General features: G+C 66.0%; 16 protein-coding genes and 1 pseudogene. 6 read left to right on the forward strand and 11 right to left on the reverse strand.

Annotated features, from left to right (window positions below; translation table 11 throughout):
* Positions 1-774: 774 nt before the first annotated feature.
* Positions 775-924: a hypothetical protein gene (locus WDLP6_RS06915; RefSeq protein ID WP_162591739.1), complete on the reverse strand. Its 150-nt coding sequence runs from the start codon at positions 922-924 to the stop codon at positions 775-777.
* Positions 925-1,215: 291 nt separating this feature from the next.
* On the opposite strand from WDLP6_RS06915, the gene WDLP6_RS06920 reads away from it, so the two are divergent.
* The 5 genes and pseudogenes from WDLP6_RS06920 to WDLP6_RS06940 form a co-directional block, all read left to right on the forward strand.
* Positions 1,216-1,830, forward strand: a complete 615-nt coding sequence (locus tag WDLP6_RS06920) for an alcohol dehydrogenase catalytic domain-containing protein (protein WP_232077415.1) — start codon at positions 1,216-1,218, stop codon at positions 1,828-1,830.
* A gap of 7 nt (positions 1,831-1,837) precedes the next feature.
* The gene (locus WDLP6_RS06925) at positions 1,838-2,944 is read left to right on the forward strand and encodes a glycosyltransferase (RefSeq protein WP_162591741.1); all 1,107 of its coding nucleotides are present in this window, start codon (positions 1,838-1,840) and stop codon (positions 2,942-2,944) included.
* 373 nt (positions 2,945-3,317) lie between these two features.
* Positions 3,318-3,503, forward strand: a complete 186-nt coding sequence (locus tag WDLP6_RS06930; RefSeq protein WP_162591742.1) for a hypothetical protein — start codon at positions 3,318-3,320, stop codon at positions 3,501-3,503.
* Positions 3,504-3,678: 175 nt separating this feature from the next.
* A complete protein-coding gene (locus WDLP6_RS06935; protein WP_162591743.1) occupies positions 3,679-5,259 on the forward strand; it encodes a S53 family peptidase in 1,581 nt (526 codons plus the stop codon).
* 22 nt (positions 5,260-5,281) lie between these two features.
* Positions 5,282-6,853: pseudogene (locus WDLP6_RS06940) on the forward strand (S10 family peptidase); the annotation flags it as partial.
* 179 nt (positions 6,854-7,032) lie between these two features.
* Here WDLP6_RS06940 and WDLP6_RS06945 read toward each other — a convergent pair.
* On the reverse strand, positions 7,033-7,599 hold the full coding sequence (locus WDLP6_RS06945; RefSeq protein WP_162591745.1) for a hypothetical protein: 567 nt from the start codon (positions 7,597-7,599) through the stop codon (positions 7,033-7,035).
* 211 nt (positions 7,600-7,810) lie between these two features.
* On the opposite strand from WDLP6_RS06945, the gene WDLP6_RS06950 reads away from it, so the two are divergent.
* On the forward strand, positions 7,811-8,377 hold the full coding sequence (locus WDLP6_RS06950) for a TetR/AcrR family transcriptional regulator (protein WP_162591746.1): 567 nt from the start codon (positions 7,811-7,813) through the stop codon (positions 8,375-8,377).
* A 264-nt stretch (positions 8,378-8,641) separates the two neighbouring features.
* On the opposite strand, the gene WDLP6_RS06955 is transcribed toward WDLP6_RS06950, so the two are convergent.
* The 9 genes from WDLP6_RS06955 to WDLP6_RS06995 all read right to left on the reverse strand — a co-directional run bounded on the left by WDLP6_RS06955 (position 8,642) and on the right by WDLP6_RS06995 (position 17,288).
* Complete coding sequence (locus WDLP6_RS06955) at positions 8,642-9,565, reverse strand: SMP-30/gluconolactonase/LRE family protein (protein ID WP_162591747.1); 924 nt, start codon at positions 9,563-9,565, stop codon at positions 8,642-8,644.
* A gap of 21 nt (positions 9,566-9,586) precedes the next feature.
* Positions 9,587-10,888 (reverse strand): TRAP transporter large permease, encoded by a 1,302-nt coding sequence (locus WDLP6_RS06960; protein ID WP_162591748.1) that lies wholly within the window; start codon positions 10,886-10,888, stop codon positions 9,587-9,589.
* On the reverse strand, positions 10,885-11,439 hold the full coding sequence (locus WDLP6_RS06965; protein WP_162591749.1) for a TRAP transporter small permease: 555 nt from the start codon (positions 11,437-11,439) through the stop codon (positions 10,885-10,887). Before WDLP6_RS06965 ends, WDLP6_RS06960 begins: the two co-directional genes overlap by 4 nt.
* Before the next feature lie 2 nt (positions 11,440-11,441).
* Positions 11,442-12,446 (reverse strand): TRAP transporter substrate-binding protein DctP, encoded by a 1,005-nt coding sequence (gene dctP, locus WDLP6_RS06970; RefSeq protein ID WP_197910145.1) that lies wholly within the window; start codon positions 12,444-12,446, stop codon positions 11,442-11,444.
* Positions 12,447-12,513: 67 nt separating this feature from the next.
* A complete protein-coding gene (locus WDLP6_RS06975; RefSeq protein WP_162566369.1) occupies positions 12,514-13,221 on the reverse strand; it encodes a 4-carboxy-4-hydroxy-2-oxoadipate aldolase/oxaloacetate decarboxylase in 708 nt (235 codons plus the stop codon).
* Positions 13,222-13,234: 13 nt separating this feature from the next.
* Positions 13,235-14,128: a TauD/TfdA dioxygenase family protein gene (locus WDLP6_RS06980; protein ID WP_162591750.1), complete on the reverse strand. Its 894-nt coding sequence runs from the start codon at positions 14,126-14,128 to the stop codon at positions 13,235-13,237.
* Positions 14,129-14,187: 59 nt separating this feature from the next.
* On the reverse strand, positions 14,188-15,156 hold the full coding sequence (locus tag WDLP6_RS06985; RefSeq protein WP_162591751.1) for a Bug family tripartite tricarboxylate transporter substrate binding protein: 969 nt from the start codon (positions 15,154-15,156) through the stop codon (positions 14,188-14,190).
* Positions 15,153-16,346: an alpha-hydroxy acid oxidase gene (locus WDLP6_RS06990; protein ID WP_162566372.1), complete on the reverse strand. Its 1,194-nt coding sequence runs from the start codon at positions 16,344-16,346 to the stop codon at positions 15,153-15,155. The genes WDLP6_RS06985 and WDLP6_RS06990 overlap by 4 nt, the downstream gene beginning before the upstream one ends.
* A 111-nt stretch (positions 16,347-16,457) precedes the next feature.
* The gene (locus tag WDLP6_RS06995; protein ID WP_232076981.1) at positions 16,458-17,288 is read right to left on the reverse strand and encodes an IclR family transcriptional regulator; all 831 of its coding nucleotides are present in this window, start codon (positions 17,286-17,288) and stop codon (positions 16,458-16,460) included.
* Between the last annotated feature and the right edge of the window lie 58 nt (positions 17,289-17,346).

The raw sequence follows: 17,346 nt of genomic DNA on the forward strand, positions 1-17,346 counted from the left end.
TCGCCTACGCAAACTACCGCAGGCGAGGCGTAGGTTGGTGGAATGGCAAACACAACATTCGACACACGATACGCCGACCCAAAGGTCCTTGCCGACGCTGAACTGTTGGCATGGACGAAATACTGGCGCAATCGGCTGGTCGCCGACTCCCTGCACGCTGGCGCAAGGTCGCAAATCGCGGAAGTCGTGATCAAATTCGAGCGTGAACTCAGCGCGAGGTTTGGCGGCACGACTACCATCGCGTCACACCTCGAACCTCCGCCTGTTTCAAAGTCATGGTGGAACCGCCGTTGACAGCCCGCCGCCCATCCGAGCGAGGTGTGTGCTCACCAAGTCGCCGTGCGCCGTCAATACGCGACCAATCGAGAAAATCCGCTCACGAGATCATTTAAGGCTCGATCAAGCGAGCCGCGAGTCCGAGGGCGAGCCCGCGCGTCGCGGAGTGGCCCCGGTTCATCCGAAGTGGCGAGGGCCGGCGCGGCGCGATGCCGTGCCTCGAAACTGCGCATGTCGCGAGCGAGATCCATCATCCTTTGAGAAGCCCCGGCTTCGCCACGCCGTAAAGATTCCATGCCCCGCCTGTAGGCTTCGGTTAGATCGGCCCACTCGGAAAGCGCGGCCGCCAAGCTCTCGGATCCAGATCGCATCTCGCGGTTCACAGGCTGCTCCATTCCATTGATTTATGAAAATGTATGGGAATTTGTCACACATTGCAACAGGATCTAACGTCGTCGCCGATTTCGTAGCAACTGCGAGCGTGCCGAGCCAAGTGCGTCACCTGGTGGACCGCGCCATCCCGCATGCCTTGGTGCGGCGCATGGTGTTCGCAACCCTCGTCCGGCGTTGCAGCGCGAGTTCCGGGCCGATGCCCGAGGAGGCGCCGGTCACGACCGCGAGCGGGCCGGACAAGTCTGTGGGATGCATGACGCGATTCCATGAAAAACGAACGATGAAGTAAGCAATGAGGCCCGCCTCGATAGCACCGTCTCCTACAGAAGGAGTGTCGGCCGCCATCTATGTTGACCACCGGATCGCTCGAGGCAGAGCGATCGTGTTGTGCCATCCCGTAGCGACCCCGCGGCCCAAGGCGCTTCTTGATGCAGGGGGCCTTCCAACACGTCGCGTCGTTTCGTCCCTCTTCAGGACATCATGAAAGCACTGACCTACCGCTCGTTGCAAGACGTCCGCGTCGAGACTGTGCCCGATCCGGTCGTCATGCAGGACGACGACATCCTGCTTCGAGTCACGGCGACGGCCATTTGCGGCTCGGACCTGCACATCTACCGCGGCAAGATCCCGGACATGAAGAGGGGCGAGACCCTCGGCCCCGAATTCATGGGCGCTGGCCGCGGCGTCACGCAGCGCAGGAAGGGCGACCGCGTGGCCGTGCCCGTCACCATCTGCTGCGGCCAGTGCTACTTCTGCAGCAAGTCGATGTTCGCCGCCTGCGAGACCACCGATCCTGAACGCGGCGTCATCCTCGACAAGAAGAACGTGCGCGCCGACGCCGGCTTGTTCAGCTATTCGCATCGGTACGGCGGATATGCGGGAGGCCGAGCCGAATTCTTGCGCGTCCCGCAGGCCGACATCGGGCCGATGGTCATCCCCGTGCGGCTTGCCGACGAACAGGTGCTCTTCCTCTCCCGCACCCTGCCCGCCGGCTACCAGGCCGCGGTCAACGCCGAGGTCGGCGCGAGGTCGACCGTCGAGATCCTCGGCGCTGAACTGGTCGGTTTGATGGCCGCTTCATGCCGGTTGCTGAGCGCTGAGCGGATCTTGATGGTGCGCAGTTCGCTGCAGGCATCGCTTGGGATGCGAGTACGCTGGTAACGGCCACGTGGAAATCCTGCTCATCGCTGGCACCCTCTCCGGCCTCGGCGGCATCGAGACCTGTATTCGCGCGCTGGCCCAGGAGGCCGAGGACCGCGGCGATCACGTCCGGATCCTGGCGCTTTGCGCCAGCACGCACGACCCGACCTGGCAGCAAGGCCTGGACTATGCCGAGGTGGCCCATGGATCCACCTCGTTGCGCAAACAACTCTTGCGGGGCCTGCCGGCCATGGTCAAAGCGTGCCGCTCGCGACCAGCCGATGCCGTCATCGCCATCTACAGCTCGACCATTCCCGGCATCCGCCTGGCGTTGTGGCTGGCCGGCAGGCGACGGCCGGTCGTGTCGTGGCTGCACTTCTCGACCGTGCATCGCCAGCGCACGGGCCTGCTTCGCTATGCCGATGCGCACCTGTGCATCAGCAGCGAGATCGCGAACGAATTGATAACCAACCCAAGGATCGCGGCCAGGGACGTGCATCTGGTATTCAATGGGACGCGTTTCGATGGCGCGCCTCTCATTCCACGCTCGAACGGCGCGCCTGTGCGTTTTCTGCATGTCGGCCGCCTGATGATGGGGCGGCAGAAGAGGTCCGACGACCTTCTGCGCGCACTCACGCAGGTCGAAGGAGAGTGGCGCCTCGACCTCGTCGGCGCAGGTGATCGCGTGGAGGATCTCCCTGCGTTGAGGGCGCTGGCGGCAGAGCTTGGAATCGAACACAGGCTCACCTGGCACGGACGGCAGCGCGACCCCTGGACTGCAGCAGTAACGGCCGACTTGCTGGTGCTGACCTCCGCCTTCGAGGGATTTCCGATGGTGCTGATCGAAGCAATGGTCCGGGGCGTGCCATGTCTCAGCACCGATTGCTCCTCCGGCCCCGCGGACGTCATCAGGGAAGGGCTGAACGGTTGGCTCTTTGCCGTTGGCGACTGCTCGGCCTTGGCCGAGCGGCTTCAAAGCATCGTCCACAACCCCTCGCTGCTACCGCTTGCCAGCGGTGTACGCGCGTCAGCTGAATCTTTTAGCAGCACGAAGGTCTATCAGCGCATCCGTGCAGCGATGCAACAGGCGATCGCAAAGGTCCGGGGCGCCTCGTTCGCCAGCCAGTGGGAATGAACACGAGTCCAATCTCACAAACGGGCCGCCAGCCGACTTTCCGACTGCGTTCCTGGGGATGCCGATGACATCGCGGCCGTCCAGGGGAGCGCATACGCCGAACTCGTGTGCGAGGGCGAGCGCGCATGGCTTTTCGCGCCCACCCGCGCAGCGGCTTCGGCGCCGCGAGACGACGCATCGTCAAGCCGCGCACATGCGCCTCGTAGAAGACGGTCCGGCCCCAAGGAACGCGCACCCTGCCGGTCTGCTCCGCTCGAACGAAGAGCGCAGTTTGAAGACGCCCTATTGTTTCCAAGGAACGAACACTGCTGTTCCCTTTGTCCTTTCTCAGCCCGGGTCATTTGCCTCAAACTGGCTCTATGCAGAGGCCGCTATGAACACGACATGGAATTTCATCTTGGCCGTCGCGGTGACGCTTGGGTCCGCGGCGGGAATCGTCAGCGGTGAGGCCGCTCAGGGCGAGTTGCGCCTCGCCGAGGCGGCCACGTCCTTCAGCGGTGATTCCGATGCGTTCGCTTGGGTGACGGGTGGCCCGGCGGCAGTTGCCTCCGCTCGATAAGGGCCGCTATTCGCGACCCGAGCCGTTGCCGGAGCTTGGCTTCCGTTGCTTCGAGCCACCCCATCGCTGACGCCTGCCACATCGGATGGATGACGTGGGGCAACTTGCGGCTTCCGCTGACGCGCGGCGGTCGCGGAAAGGGGGAGGCTATGCCTGCAAGCAGGAGGCATGTGTCATGCGCAACGCATCCAAGCGAAACGTCGTCGTGGGAAGCGAACGCGAGCCTGTGCCGGGCGCGAAGCCGATGGCCGCCATCCGGGCGGACGAGCGCTTCGAAGTGACCGTGCGAGTCCGGCCGAAGGCACCGCCGGATGTATCGAAGGCCGGCGGGTGCCTCGGTGACCTGGCGCCCGCGCGTCGCAAATACCTGAGCCGCGACGAACTTGCCGCCGACCATGGCGCCGACGTGCAGGATCTTTCCAAGGTGGCTGCCTTCGCCAAGGCGCATGACCTGTCGGTGGTCGAGTCGAGCGTTGCACGCCGCAGCGTCGTCTTGTCCGGGGATGCCAGGTCGATGTGCGCAGCCTTTGGCGTCGCGCTGCATCAATTCGCGCACGGCGGTGGAACCTACCGCGGCCGCACCGGCCCGATCAGCGTGCCGGCAGACTTGGCCCCGATCGTGGAGGGCGTGTTTGGCTTGGACAACCGTCCACAGGCCGAGCCTCACTTCCTGCGCCACGAGCCCCTGCGAGGCATGAGCGCAAAGGCTGCATCGTCGTTCAGTCCTCCGGATCTGGCCAGGCTCTACGATTTTCCATCGAACCTGGATGGAAGCGGCCAATGCATCGGCATCGTCGAGCTCGGAGGCGGTTATCGCCCTGCCGACCTGGATGCCTATTTCGGCGGCCTGGGAATCGCCGCACCCACGGTCAAGGCGGTGTCGGTCGACCATGCGCCCAATCACCCCACCAACGCCAACAGCGCCGACGGCGAGGTCATGCTCGACATCGAAGTGGCAGCCGCCATCGCGCCCAAGGCGGTGATTGCCGTCTACTTCGCGCCCAACACCAGCCGTGGCTTCCTGGACGCGCTCACGACCGCCGTCCATGACGACGCCAACAAGCCATCGGTGATCTCGATCAGCTGGGGCTCGGCCGAGCCGAACTGGACGGCCCAGGCGATGACGCAGTTCGATCAGGTCCTTCAGGCTGCCGCCTCGATGGGGGTCACGGTCTGCGTCGCCGCCGGTGACAGCGGCTCTGCGGACGGCGTCCCGGATGGAAAGCCGCATGTCGACTTTCCCGCTTCCAGTCCCCATGCGCTCGCTTGCGGGGGAACGAAGCTGGTGGCCTCCGGCCACACCATCCGTTCCGAGGTGGTCTGGAACGAGGGCGCAGGCGGCGCAACGGGCGGTGGCGTCAGCGGGTTCTTCGCGCTACCCGGCTACCAGAGCGGCGCGCACATCCCGGCGATTGCGGGCACCCGGAAGACAGGGCGGGGCCTGCCAGATGTGGCGGGCGATGCCGATCCTGCAACCGGCTACGAGGTGGCGGTGGACGGCCAGGCCCTGGTGATCGGCGGCACCAGCGCGGTGGCGCCGCTATGGGCCGGCCTGATCGCGTTGATGAACCAGCAGTTGCTGCAACCCGTCGGATTCCTCAACCCGCTCTTGTACGGCTCGCTCGCCGGCAAGGGCCTGTTGCGCGACATCACCTCGGGCAGCAACGGCGCGTACGCCGCGGGTCCGGGCTGGGACGCGTGCACCGGCTGGGGCTCGGTCAAAGGTTCCGCGCTGCTGGCCGCCTTGGCTGCATGACACAGGAGGCTTCATGACCCAAGACCAGGCTCTCTTCGATCCCGTGGCCTACGGCAACGGGCCCGACGATTCGGTGACCGACACGACCGAAGCCGCTGCAATCACGCACCATTCGGCCGTGATCGATGGTCGCAAGATTGCCTACACCGCGGCGGTGGGTCATCTGGTGATCGTCGATCCGAGCAGTTCGCAGCCGACGGCGCGGCTGTTCTACGTCGCCTTCACCGAGGACCGCCAGAAGGAGGCGTCGCGCCCGGTCACGTTCTTCTACAACGGCGGGCCGGGTTCTTCATCGGTCTTCGTGCTGCTCGGCTCGTTCGCACCGCGCCGCATCAAGACGTCGATGCCCGGCTTCACGCCGCCGGCGCCCTATGCGATGGAAGACAACCCTGACAGTCTGCTCGACAAGAGTGATCTGGTGTTCATCAACCCGGTTGGCACCGGCTATTCGGCGGCGATCACGCCCAAGACCAACCGGGCCTTCTGGGGCGTCGACGAGGACGCGGATTCGCTCGCGCAGTTCATCAAGCGCTTCCTGACCAAGAACAATCGCTGGAACTCGCCGAAGTTCCTCTATGGCGAATCTTACGGAACGGCGCGCAGCTGCGTGCTCGCTTATCGCCTGCATGAGGACGGCGTGGATCTCAATGGCATCACGCTGCAATCGTCGATTCTCGACTACACGCAGGCCGGCAACCCGGTCGGCGTCCTGCCGACGGCAGCCGCGGATGCGTGGTATCACAAAAAGCTTCGCGTCGTACCGGTGCCGGCCGAACTCGAAGCGTTCGCCGACGAGGTTGCCGCCTTCTCGCGCACGGACTATCTCGCAGCGCTGCGCAAATTGCCCGCGGTGGACCCGGTTGCGCTCGACAAGCTGGCCCGCTACACCGGCATCGAGAAGACGACACTGCAGGCCTGGAACCTCGACATCGCCGCCTACGACAGCCGTGGGAACTCGCTGTTCCTCACGACGCTGATGAAATCCGAGGGACTCGCGCTGGGTGAATACGATGGCCGGGTGACTGGGATCGAGACCGGCATCGCAGGCCGCATCGATCCGAACTCCGGCGGCAACGACCCGACCATGACTGCGGTGAGCGGCGTCTATACGACGATGTGGAACGTGTACCTGAACGAGCAGTTGAAATACACGTCCGCCTCATCCTTCACTGACCTGAACGATCAGGCATTCAAGTACTGGAATTTCAGCCACATCGATCCGACGGGCGCACAAAAGGGCATCGATGCGAAAGGCAACGTGGTGCTCTACACGGCCGGCGACCTCGCGGCCGTCATGGCACTCAACGTGGACTTGAAAGTGCTGTCGGTCAATGGCTTCTTCGATTTCGTCACGCCCTTCTATCAGACTGTGCTCGACCTGCAGCAGATGCCGTTGATCAGCCAACAGGTTCGGCAGAACCTTGCAGCGAAGTTCTATCCTTCGGGACACATGGTGTATCTCGATGGCAGTTCGCGCACACGGCTGAAGGCCGATCTGGCGCTGATGTACGCGTCGGCCATGGCAGACTCGACGGCCCTGGGACGCGTGCGCGCGCTGCAGGTGGCGACGAAGCGGCGCACGTTGTCTGCGTGAGCAAGCTCGGTCGCCGAATGACACTTGCCTGATGAGAGTCGGTCGCACAGGACCTGCCTGGTGAGTCCCCCGGTCATTCAGGTTCGATCAGAACATCGGCTCAAGTTTGTCCGGACGATCTCACGCTTGCCGAGGCGACAAGTCTTCCGGATGGAACCCAAGCGGCGCTGCATCCGTTCCTACTTGCGCGCCAGCGGAATCTGCAGGTTGGTAGGACGGTTCTGCTCGCTGTCGAAACCGCGACCGTCCACGTTGCGGGCGCCCCAGAACAGCAGGCCGTGCGACACGTACACCAGGTCGTACTCCATGAAGTTCTTGCCCGCCGCGAGGCCGAAGGGCGCGAAGCTCTTGCCGAAGACACTTTGCGTCTGGCCGACTTCCCACTTGGCGTAGCCCTGGGCGGCGATCTGGTTGAGCACGTCGGCAAAGCCCTGCAGCAACGGCGTGACCTCGTAGCCCTCGTCGGCCACGAAGTCCACCTTCTGCGCGCCCGCAGCGATGGGGTGCTCGCCTTGCCAGTGCATGTGGCCCTTGATCAGGATCTTCGCCAGCGGTACCTTGCCGTAGGGGTCGGCCGAGTTGGCGATGGCCAGCTCGAAGCGATCGTCCGGCAGCGCCTTGAACTCGCGCTTCAGGTAGAAGGGCTTGAGCGCGCCTTCGGGCGTCTTCTGGGCGCTGGGCCGGATTTCCGGGGCGATGCTGATCCAGTCGCCGGAGATGGCCTGCCTGCTTTGTTCAACGGTCATGGGTGAAGCTCCTTGGGTCGATGAAGGGGAAGCGGAAGGCATGACGCCGCAGGCGGCCAGGGCCAGTGGCAGCATCATGGGCAGAAGGGCGTGGCGGCGCAATGGCATGGCGATGCTCCTCGGGGTGTGACTATGATGATTGGCATAGTAGCAGTAACTATGATGATCGTCATAGTTTTTTGGAATCGATTCGAGCAAAGGAGAAGTGGGCATGGCGGGTGAGGTTCGTGATCGCATGGTCGAGGGGGCGATGGCGCTGCTGGCGCAGCGCGGCTTGCAGGCGACGTCGTTTTCCGAGGTGCTGTCGGCCACGGGAGCGCCGCGCGGATCGCTGTATCACCACTTTCCGGGCGGCAAGGACCAGCTCGTGGCCGCCGCCGTCGACGGCGCGGGCGCCGTGTTGATCGACGCGATGGAGCCGGTGGCCGGCGCGCCGGCCGAGGCGGTGGTCGAGCGCTTTCTCGCGATCTGGCGTACCGTGCTCACGCGCTCGCAGTGCGGGGCGGGATGTGCCGTGCTGGCCGTGACGGTGGCCACCGACTCGGCCGAACTGCTTTCACACGCCACCGCGGTGTTTCGCGCCTGGCGCGAGCGGCTGAGCGACCTGCTCTGCCAGGGGGGTCTGCCGGCCGCGCAGGCGCGGCGCTTCGCGATCGTGCTGATCGCCTCGGTCGAAGGGGCGGTGGTGCTCAGTCGGGCCGACCAGAGCCTGGAGGCCTTCGAGGCCGTAGCGCAGCAACTGATGGCCCAGGTGCGTCGACCCCCCGGCGCCAGCTGAGGTGCCGTCCGAGCAGAGGCCGGCCTGCGGCTGCCGGAATGATCGGGGTCGCCAGGGTAGGGTGCCGGCGGATGTTCCGCGCGGCCGATTGCGCCGTCGGCCTACGGCATCGGCCCCCCTGCTGCGGGTGCACGATGGTGGAGGCCTTTTATGTCCAAGGAGCTTCCATATCCCGCCTTTGCCTGCCCTTGGCCGCTGGCCGCACGGCGTTGCCCACGCCCTTCGCCGACGCGCCGGGTGTCGGAGCCGATGACGTGCGTGCGTCTATGAAGCGCTGCGATGCGAATACATCGGCTGGCCCGCCTCGGGCAGCGTGGCCGTCAGGATCGTGCCGGAGCGCGACTCCACGATATGCAGGCGTTTGCGGTCGGGTCCGCCATAGGCGCAGTTGGTCGTGTAGAGGCCTTCGGGCGAGTCGATCCTGTAGAGCGGCTCACCCCTCGGGCTGAAGATCCAGGTCGCGCCGAAGCCGACGTGGCACACCGCCAACCCGCCCGTGCGGTCCAGTGCAATGCCGTCGGGGCCGCCGCCGCCCGACATCTGGATGTAGACGCCCACCTTGGTGGCCGTGCCGTCGCTCATCATCGGCACGCGCCAGATCGCGTTGTCGCGTGTCACCGCGAGCAGCACCGCGGTCTCGTCCAGGTTGAGCACCAATCCGTTCGGGCTGGGAATGCCGGCGAGTACGCAATCGAGCTGGCCCGAGGTGCGCAACCTGAACAGCCGGCCGCTGGGATCCTGCAAACCCGTCTGCCCCTGGTCCGTGAAGTACAGATCGCCGTTCGATGCGAAGAACAGGTCGTTGCAGCCCTTGAAGCATTCCAGCCGCGCCCGCTCCAGGTAGGGCTCGACCTTGCCGCTCACGGGGTCCATCACCATGATGCCGCGCCGATAGTCCGCGATGAAGGCGCGTCCGTCCGGATGGAACTTGAGGCCGTTCGGTTCGCCGTCGTATTGCGCGACGAGCGTGAAGCTGCCCTGGGGATCGATCCTGAAGATCCGGCCCCAGGGGATGTCGACCACCCACAGATTGCCGTCACGGTCGAACGACGGTCCCTCCAGGAACACCGGCGCCGGTGCGCCATGCAGCTGCGCATGGGCCCACGCGGACTGGCGGTCGCGGACCATGAATTCCTCCGGCACGCGGGCGAAGACCTCGGCCTGGATTCGAACGGGCGGTGCAAACATCGTGGAGACCTTTGGAGACGATCAGCGGGAAATGCTGCCGGGCAGCCAGAGCGCGATCTCCGGCCAGACGACGAGCATCGCCAGCAGCACGAACATGAGCAGATGGAACGGCACCGTGCCGAGCACCACGTCGGTCAGGCTGCCGCGCGAGATGCTCTGGATGACGAAGAGGTTGATGCCGATCGGCGGCGTGATCTGGCCCATCTCGATGAACACCACGACGACGATGCCGAACCAGATCGGATCGATGCCGTAGCTGGCGAGCAGCGGATAGAGCAGCGGCACTGTGATGACGATCATCCCGAGGCTCTCGACGAACGCGCCGAGCGCGGTGAAGAGTGCGAGCAGCGCAAGGAAGAACTCGAGCTTGTTGAGATGCAGGCCGACGATGAACCCGGTGATCTGCTCGCCCACGCCGGCAAAGCTCATGGCATAGGAGAACACGAAGGCGGCGTAGGTGATGAACAGGATGTTCGCGACGACCAGCGACGATCGCTTCAGGCAATCGACGAACTCCTGCCACGACAGATGGCCCCAGATGCGCGAGATCACGAGGCTGAAGAGACAGCCGGCGCCCGCGGCTTCCGTCGGCGTGCCGATGCCGCTGTAGATCGTTCCCATGATGGCGGCGATGAGAACGACGAAGGGCACGACGTCGACCAATGCCCTCAGGATCACGCCCGCCGGCAGGGTGCCGGTGTCGCGCGGCGCGATCCCGGGCCGTGCGAGTGCGGCGAACGCGATGTAGACCATGAACAGCAGCGTCAGGATGATGCCCGGCACGACGCCGGCCATGAACAGCTTCGCGACCGAGGTCTCGGTGAAGGTGCCGTAGACGATCATCGCGATGCTCGGCGGCACGAGGATGCCGAGCGTCCCGCCGGCCGCGAGGCTGCCGGTCGCGAAGCGCCGGTCGTAGTGGCGCGCATCGAGCTGCGGCAGCGCGACCTTGCCGATCGCCGCGGCGGTCGCGATGCTCGATCCGCTGACCGCGGCGAACATCGCGCAGCCCACGATGTTGGTCTGCAGCAGCCCGCCCGGGACCTTGCGCACCAGCTTCGACAGTCCGCCGTAGACGCGCAGGCCGATGCCGCTGCCCTGCAGGAACTCGGCCATCAGCACGAACAGCGGGATGGCCGTCAGCGTGTAGCTGTCCATGCTGCCCCAGCTCACCAGGCCGAGTCCGTGCAGCGCGCCGGTGCCGCCCTGCACGTAGAGATAGGCGATGCCGGGCAGCAGGATCGCGAACGGCACGGTCATGCCCGCCGCGAGCAGTCCCAGGAACAGGATGAAGATCAGGACGATCTGGTAGTCGGGGTTCACGCGCCGCCTCCACGCAGGATGGCGCGCAGCCGCCGCCAGTCGCCGACCAGTGTCCGCAGCAGCGTGATCGTCAGGGCCAGCATGCCGATCGGCATTGCCAGGCGCGGAATCCACAGCGGCGTCATCAGGGTGGTCGCGGCCACGTCCCCCGAGGCCCACGTGATCCAGACGAAGCGCACGAACTCGACGAACAGCACGGCCGCGACGATGAACGTCGCGGCGTCGAAGACCAGCCGCAGGCCCGCGCGACCGGCGGGCGACAGGCGCGTGTCGAGCAGGTGCACGCGATGGAAGGCGTGATCGACCTGGCCCGAGGCGAGCCCGAGGAAGGTGATGGCCAGCAGCGCGTAGCCGCCCAGCTCGTTGGTGACCTGCAGCGACCAGCCGAAGGCGGAGCGCGCGATCATCTCGATCCCCATCATCACGACCAGGATGACCACGGCCACCTGGGTGGCCCAGCGCGTCACGCGCTCCAGCAGACTTTCGGCGGGGCTGAACGCGTCCGCGTCGATCGGGGCGATGGCGGCGAGGTCTGCTGCAACGGGCTCCATCTTCAGCGCCCGATCACGGGAAGGATCTTCTGCATGGCTTCCTGCGCATTGGCGGGGCGGCTGCCGGCCCAGCTCTTCCAGTACGGCGCCATCTTGCCTTCGGCGGTCGCGATGTCCGCCTTGCTCGGCTCGGTGACGACCATGCCCTCGCTGGCCAGCTTGCGGGTCATCTCGTCTTCCTCGGCGGCCATGGCGTTCGTCATGCGGCGGGTGTGGTCATCGACGATGGCCTGCACCGTCTTGCGGGTGTCCGGTGGCAGCTTGTCCCAGACGCCCTTGTTGACCAGGATCAGCGAATCGATGAAGCTGATGTTGAGGCGATAGCTGTACTTGAGCAGGTCGCGCCACACATAGCCGTAGCCGGAGCTCGCGGTGATGGCGCCGTCGATCACGCCGCGATCGAGCGCCGCCGCCACTTCCGCCGTGCCGAGCGTGACGGGAATGCCGCCGAGCATCTTGATGAAGTCCGCCTGTTCCGGCGCGATCACGCGGATCTTCTGGCCGCTGATGTCCGCGAGCGAGGTCAGCTTCTTGCGCGACCAGAGCACGTTGTACGGGAAGATGTAGCGCCCCAGGATCACCACGTCCTTCTTCGCGTAGTCGTCGCGCAGGTAGGGCGCCTCGATGTCCCAGGCTTTCTCGAATTCGCTCATCGAGCGGATCAGGAGCGGCAGGCGGACCACGGCACCGACCGGTGCGCTGCCGACGAAGAAGGCATCGTCGCCCAGCTGCACCACGTTGTCCGCCACGGCCTGCGTGATGTTGGTCGCGGTGATGGGCAGCGTGCCGCCGAGGTTCAGCCGGACCGACAGCTGGCCGCCGGTCTGCTTCTTGATGTCCTCGAACATCGCGTTCAGGCCTTTCACGGCGGTGACGGTCGCGACCGCGTTGTAGGTGTAGGCGCGCCAGAAGTCGGCTGCCTGCGCCATGCCGAAGGCCGTGCATCCCAGGATCGCCGCGGTCAGCAGTGCGGCCAGCTTCATGGGGGCTCTGATCGGAAGTCTCATTGTTGTGTCTCCTGCGCTTGTGGACGGAATCGACGGCACGGAAGGTTCGGCGTGCCGCCCGGGGCATTCAACGGTCGTCGAAGGCCGCGTCGATTTCTTCGACCTTCATCGCGGCATAGCTCGCGGCCGCGCCGCTGAGATCCCAGACGGCTTCGCCGCGCTCGACGGCCTTGGCCAGCGCGTCTTCCTTGCGCATGCGTGCGAGGGCCGCCTGCACGGTGGCGGCGGCCTCCTGCTTCGGCACGCAGATCACGCCATCGCCGTCGGCCACGATCAGGTCGCCCGGGTTCACGAGCACGCCGTCGCAGACGACGGGCGTGTTGACGAAGCCGTGGCCGCTCTTGTCGGGATGGATCGAATGGATGTGGGTGGCCCAGACCGCGCAGCCGAGCGACTCCACCGTGTCGGTGTCGCGCACGCAGCCCTGCACGACCACGCCGGCGAGCCCTTTTCGCATCGCGTAGCGCGCCGCCATGTCGCCCCATTGCGCACCCGAAGTCTCGGCATCGCAGACCACCACGAGCACGTCGCCGGGCTGCGCGAGGTAGAGCGCGCGATGCATCATGAGGTTGTCGCCCGGCGCGCAGAAGGCCGTGACCGCGGGGCCGGCGATCTTCGCGCCTTTCTGGATCGGCCGCATGCGGCTGGACATCAGGCCGCCGCGGCCGTGGGACGCCGCGGCCTCGTGGAGATCCGATACCGTGGCCTCGCGCGCCTCGGCGCACAGGGCCGCGTCGACGCGGTTGACGCGCAGGAATACCTTGGAACTGTTCATGATCCGTCCGCCTTCAATGCGGCACGCAGTGGGCGTCCGCCGACAGCCGGAAGGTGGTGCGCTTCATCAGGCGCGGCTGGTCGAGCTGCATCTCGTCGCGGCGGTGCATCGTGCAGCCGTTGTCCCACATCATCAGGTCGCCGTTGTGCACCTTGTGCCGATAGACCAACTCCGGGCTGCCGCCCGCCTCGAACAGGATCGGCAGCACGCGCGCGTTGTCCGCTTCGCTCAGGCCCTCGATCGCGACCAGCGTGGTCGGGTCGGCGTAGAGCGCCTTCCTGCCGGTGACCGGGTGGGTCAGCACGACCGGGTGGAAGGCATCGGGCAGCTTGGCCATTTCCCTGGCCTGCGGGCTGTCCTTGTCCTTGAGTTCGAGCGTGTTCATGATGGCCATGCGCTTTGCATAGCGGTAGGTGCCGGTGCGTCCGTCCACCAGCTTCTTCACGTCGGCCGGCAGGCGGTCCCAGGCGCCGTACTGGTTGGCCCAGTAGATGTCGCCGCCGCCCTTGGGCACTTCGACGCCGTACAGCATCGCGCCCGTGGCCGGCCGCACCTTGAAGGTCTGGTCGGAGTGCCAGTCCACGTCGTCGCCGCCGGCGAAGCCGCCGACGAAGCGGCCGTCCGCGTAGCGCAGGGTGCTGAAGTAGATGATCTCGTCGCGGTACGGCGACTGGATGTCCTTGCGGTTCGCGCTCTCGCAGCGGCCGAACATCTGCGTGAAGCGCACCTGCTCTTCCTCCTCGAGCGACTGGCGCCGGAAGATGATGAGGGGCGAGGTCTGCCAGAGTTGCCGGATCTGCTCGATCGCCTCGGGATCGGCCAGCAGTTCGTCGATGCGGTCCTCGATCTCGATGGCGAAATCGGAATGCAGCTGGCGGTATTTCAATGAGTGGGCAATGGCGGACATGGAAGAGCTCCTGGATGCTGGATGGGTGGCGGATTTCGGATGGGGCAGGCAGGGCCGTGTCAGTCGGCCTTCATGTGGGCGCTGCGGATGATGTCCGCGTCGGTGCGGCGTTCGGAGCGCAGCCATGCCACCAGCTGTTCGTGGTCCATGGCGGGCGCAGGCTCGAAGCCGAGGTCGTGCAGTGCCTTGGTCGTCTCGGGCAGCGCGAGGATCTTGCGCATCTCGGCGGCGAGCCGATCGCGGATCTCGACCGGCGTGCCGCGCGGCGCCATCAGTGCATTCCAGGCGACGACATTGAAGCCATCGAGTCCCTGCTCGGCCACGGACTTGATCTCGGGCAGTGCGGTCATCGGCTTGGCCGAGGTCACGGCGAGCGGCTTGATCTTGCCGAATTGGGACTGCGAAGCGGCCACGGTGTCGATCAGCACCGGCACCTGGTTGCCCAGCAGCGCGGTCATCGCCTCGCCCGAGCCCTTGTACTTGATGGCGAAGAGCGGCACGTTCTGCCGCTTGATCATCTCCAGCACGAGTTGCGCGGTGACGCTGGGCAGCGCGACGTCGATCTTGTCGGGCCGGCTCCTGGCCAGCTGGATCAGCTCGGGCAGGGATTTGATGTTCAGCGACGGATTCACCGAGATGACCATCGGAATGAAAGCCGTCGCGGTGATCGGCTCGAAGTCCTTCTCCGCATCGAAGCCCGTGTTGTCGTACAGCGCGGGGTTCAGGGCGTGCGTGCCCGAGGCGCCCATGATCAGCGTGTAGCCGTCGGGCGTGGCGCGTGCGGCGTAGGCCGTTCCCATGTTGCCGAAGGCGCCGGGCCGGTTCTCGACCACCACACCCTCGTTCAGCGCGGCAGACAGCTTGGAGGCGAAGTAGCGCGTGGCGATGTCGGTGCTCTGCCCGGGCGGATAGGCGACCACGATCCTGATCGGGTGATTGGGATAGCCTTGTGCGAAGGCACTGCCCGCGATCGCGAGCGCCATCGGCACGGCCGCGATCCGGCGGACGAATCTGGCAAGAGAAATCATGTTTGTCTCCTTGGTGTTGGAATGAGCGGCTCCGTGTCGGCCGCCGTGCGCAGGTAGCGTTCGTCCAGCGCGTCGAAAGCGCTGCATCCGATCTGCGCCATGACCACGTCGATCTCGTGGCGCACGATCTGCAGCGCGCGCGCGATGCCGCGCGCGCCGCCGGCCGCGGCGCCGAACAAGGTGGGCCGCCCGAAGAACGCGAATCGCGCACCCAGGCAGCGTGCGATGACGATGTCGGAACCGCGCCGCACGCCGCTGTCCACCATCAGCACCACCCGGTCGCCGACGGCCGCGCGGATCGCGGGCAGCATCTCGATGGGCGTGGGCGCGGTATCGAGCTGGCGGCCCCCATGGTTGGAGACCATGAGCGCATCGACGCCGATGGCCGCGGCCTCGCGCGCATCGTCGGGATGCAGCAGTCCCTTGACCACGAGCGGTCCGCTCCAGGCCGCGCGGATGCGCTCCAGCGTCTGCCACTTGATCATCGGGGCCGGCGTGAGCGTGCCGTAGAGATCGGCCACCTCGGCCGCCGAAGCGCCCGCGCGGCCGTACGGCGCCCAGTTGCTCATCATGGGAATGCCGCCCGTGCGCAGGTAGCGCAGCACCCAGGCCGGATGGCCGAGCGCCTCGAGCACCACGGAAGGCGTCATGCGGAACGGACGCGAGAAGCCGTTGCGGCGATTGCGCTCCCGGTTCGAGTTGACCGGGACGTCGACCGAGACCACCAGCGTGCGCACGCCGGCATCGCGTGCGCGCTTCACCAGGTCGGTGTTGATGTGTTCTTCGCGCGTGCCGTAGATCTGGAACCAGACGTGTTCGGGCGCGAGCTTCGCCACCTTCTCGAGCGCCGCGTTGCTCGCGCTCGACAGCAGGAAGGGGATGTCGGCTGCCTTGGCCGCCTCGGCAAGTAGCTCATCCGCGCCGGGGTGGAAGAGCCCGGCCAGGCCGGTGGGCGAGATGCCGAAAGGGCTGGCATAGCGGCGGCCCAGGAGTTCGGTCGACTGGTCGCGTCGGGACACGTCGACCAGGTAGCGCGGGACCAGCTGAAAGCGCCGGAACGCCGCGCGGTTGCGCCGCATGCAGTCCTCGTCGTCCACGCCGCCGTCGATGAAGTCGAAGGCGATCCGGGGCAGCTTGCGCCGTGCCATCAGGCGCAGGTCCTCGAGGTTGATCGCTGTGTTCACGTTCATCGTTTCTCGTTCCGGAGTTGTCTCTCCATTCGAGAATATCGACCCCTCTTTTCGCTGCCCATAGGGCCCGGAAGCGGAGTTTCACAATTTGAACTTCCAGGCGAATGCGCACTAAGGGAATGCGGCCGGGGCCGCCGGCATCATCGAGCCGAGGAACTGGTGCGCATCGCTCTGCACCGCGGCCGCGACTTCGGACAGCGCCTGCCGGATCTCCGGCAGGCGCGCTTCGCCGAACTGTTCCGGCAGCCCGGTCAGGACGACGGCGGCGATGGCGCGTCCATCGCCGCCGCACACCGGAACGGCGAACGCATGAACCCCGGGCACGACGTCGCCGAGATTGACGCCGAAGCCATGGCGCTGCGAACGCTCGCGCATCTTCCGGAGTGCGGCAAGGCGGCCGTCGCCGCGCTTGGCGATTTCCTGCTGCGTGTTGTCCGCGAGGATGTTCTCGGCTTCGAGCATGGGCAGCGTCTGCAGGATCGCCACGCCGCCGACCGAGGTGAAGAGCGGCCGCCGGGTGCCGACGTGCACCATCAGGCCGCGCAGCTCGAGGGTGCCCTTGCGCACTGCGCACACGTACTCGTTGCCGCTGCGAAGGATCAGCCAGGCAATGGCCTCGGTCTGGACGGCGTACTTCGCCAGGCGGCGTTCGCAGGCTTGGCGGAAGGTGGCATAGCCGGGAAGCGACAGGCCGAGCTCATAGAGCATCGGCCCGGGAAAGTAGTGCTTGTCCGCGGAACGTTGCTGCACGAAGCGTTCGCGCACGAGGCACGAAAGGATGCGATGAACCGTTCCCTTGTCCACTTCGCAGCGGGTTGCGAGGTCCGACAGCCGCCAGCCGAATTCGCCGCGCGCGGCCAGCTCGCGCAGGATGCGCAGTGCGCGCTCGATGCTCTGAGTTCCGTTGTGTTCGGGGGCTGGTGCGTTGTGCGAGGTTTGCACGTGAACGAGTTCCTTCAGGGACGCTCGGTCATCTCCTGCACGAGCGTGGGTGGCAACG

The organism is Variovorax sp. PBL-E5 (assembly GCF_901827185.1).
Taxonomy (GTDB): domain Bacteria; phylum Pseudomonadota; class Gammaproteobacteria; order Burkholderiales; family Burkholderiaceae_C; genus Variovorax.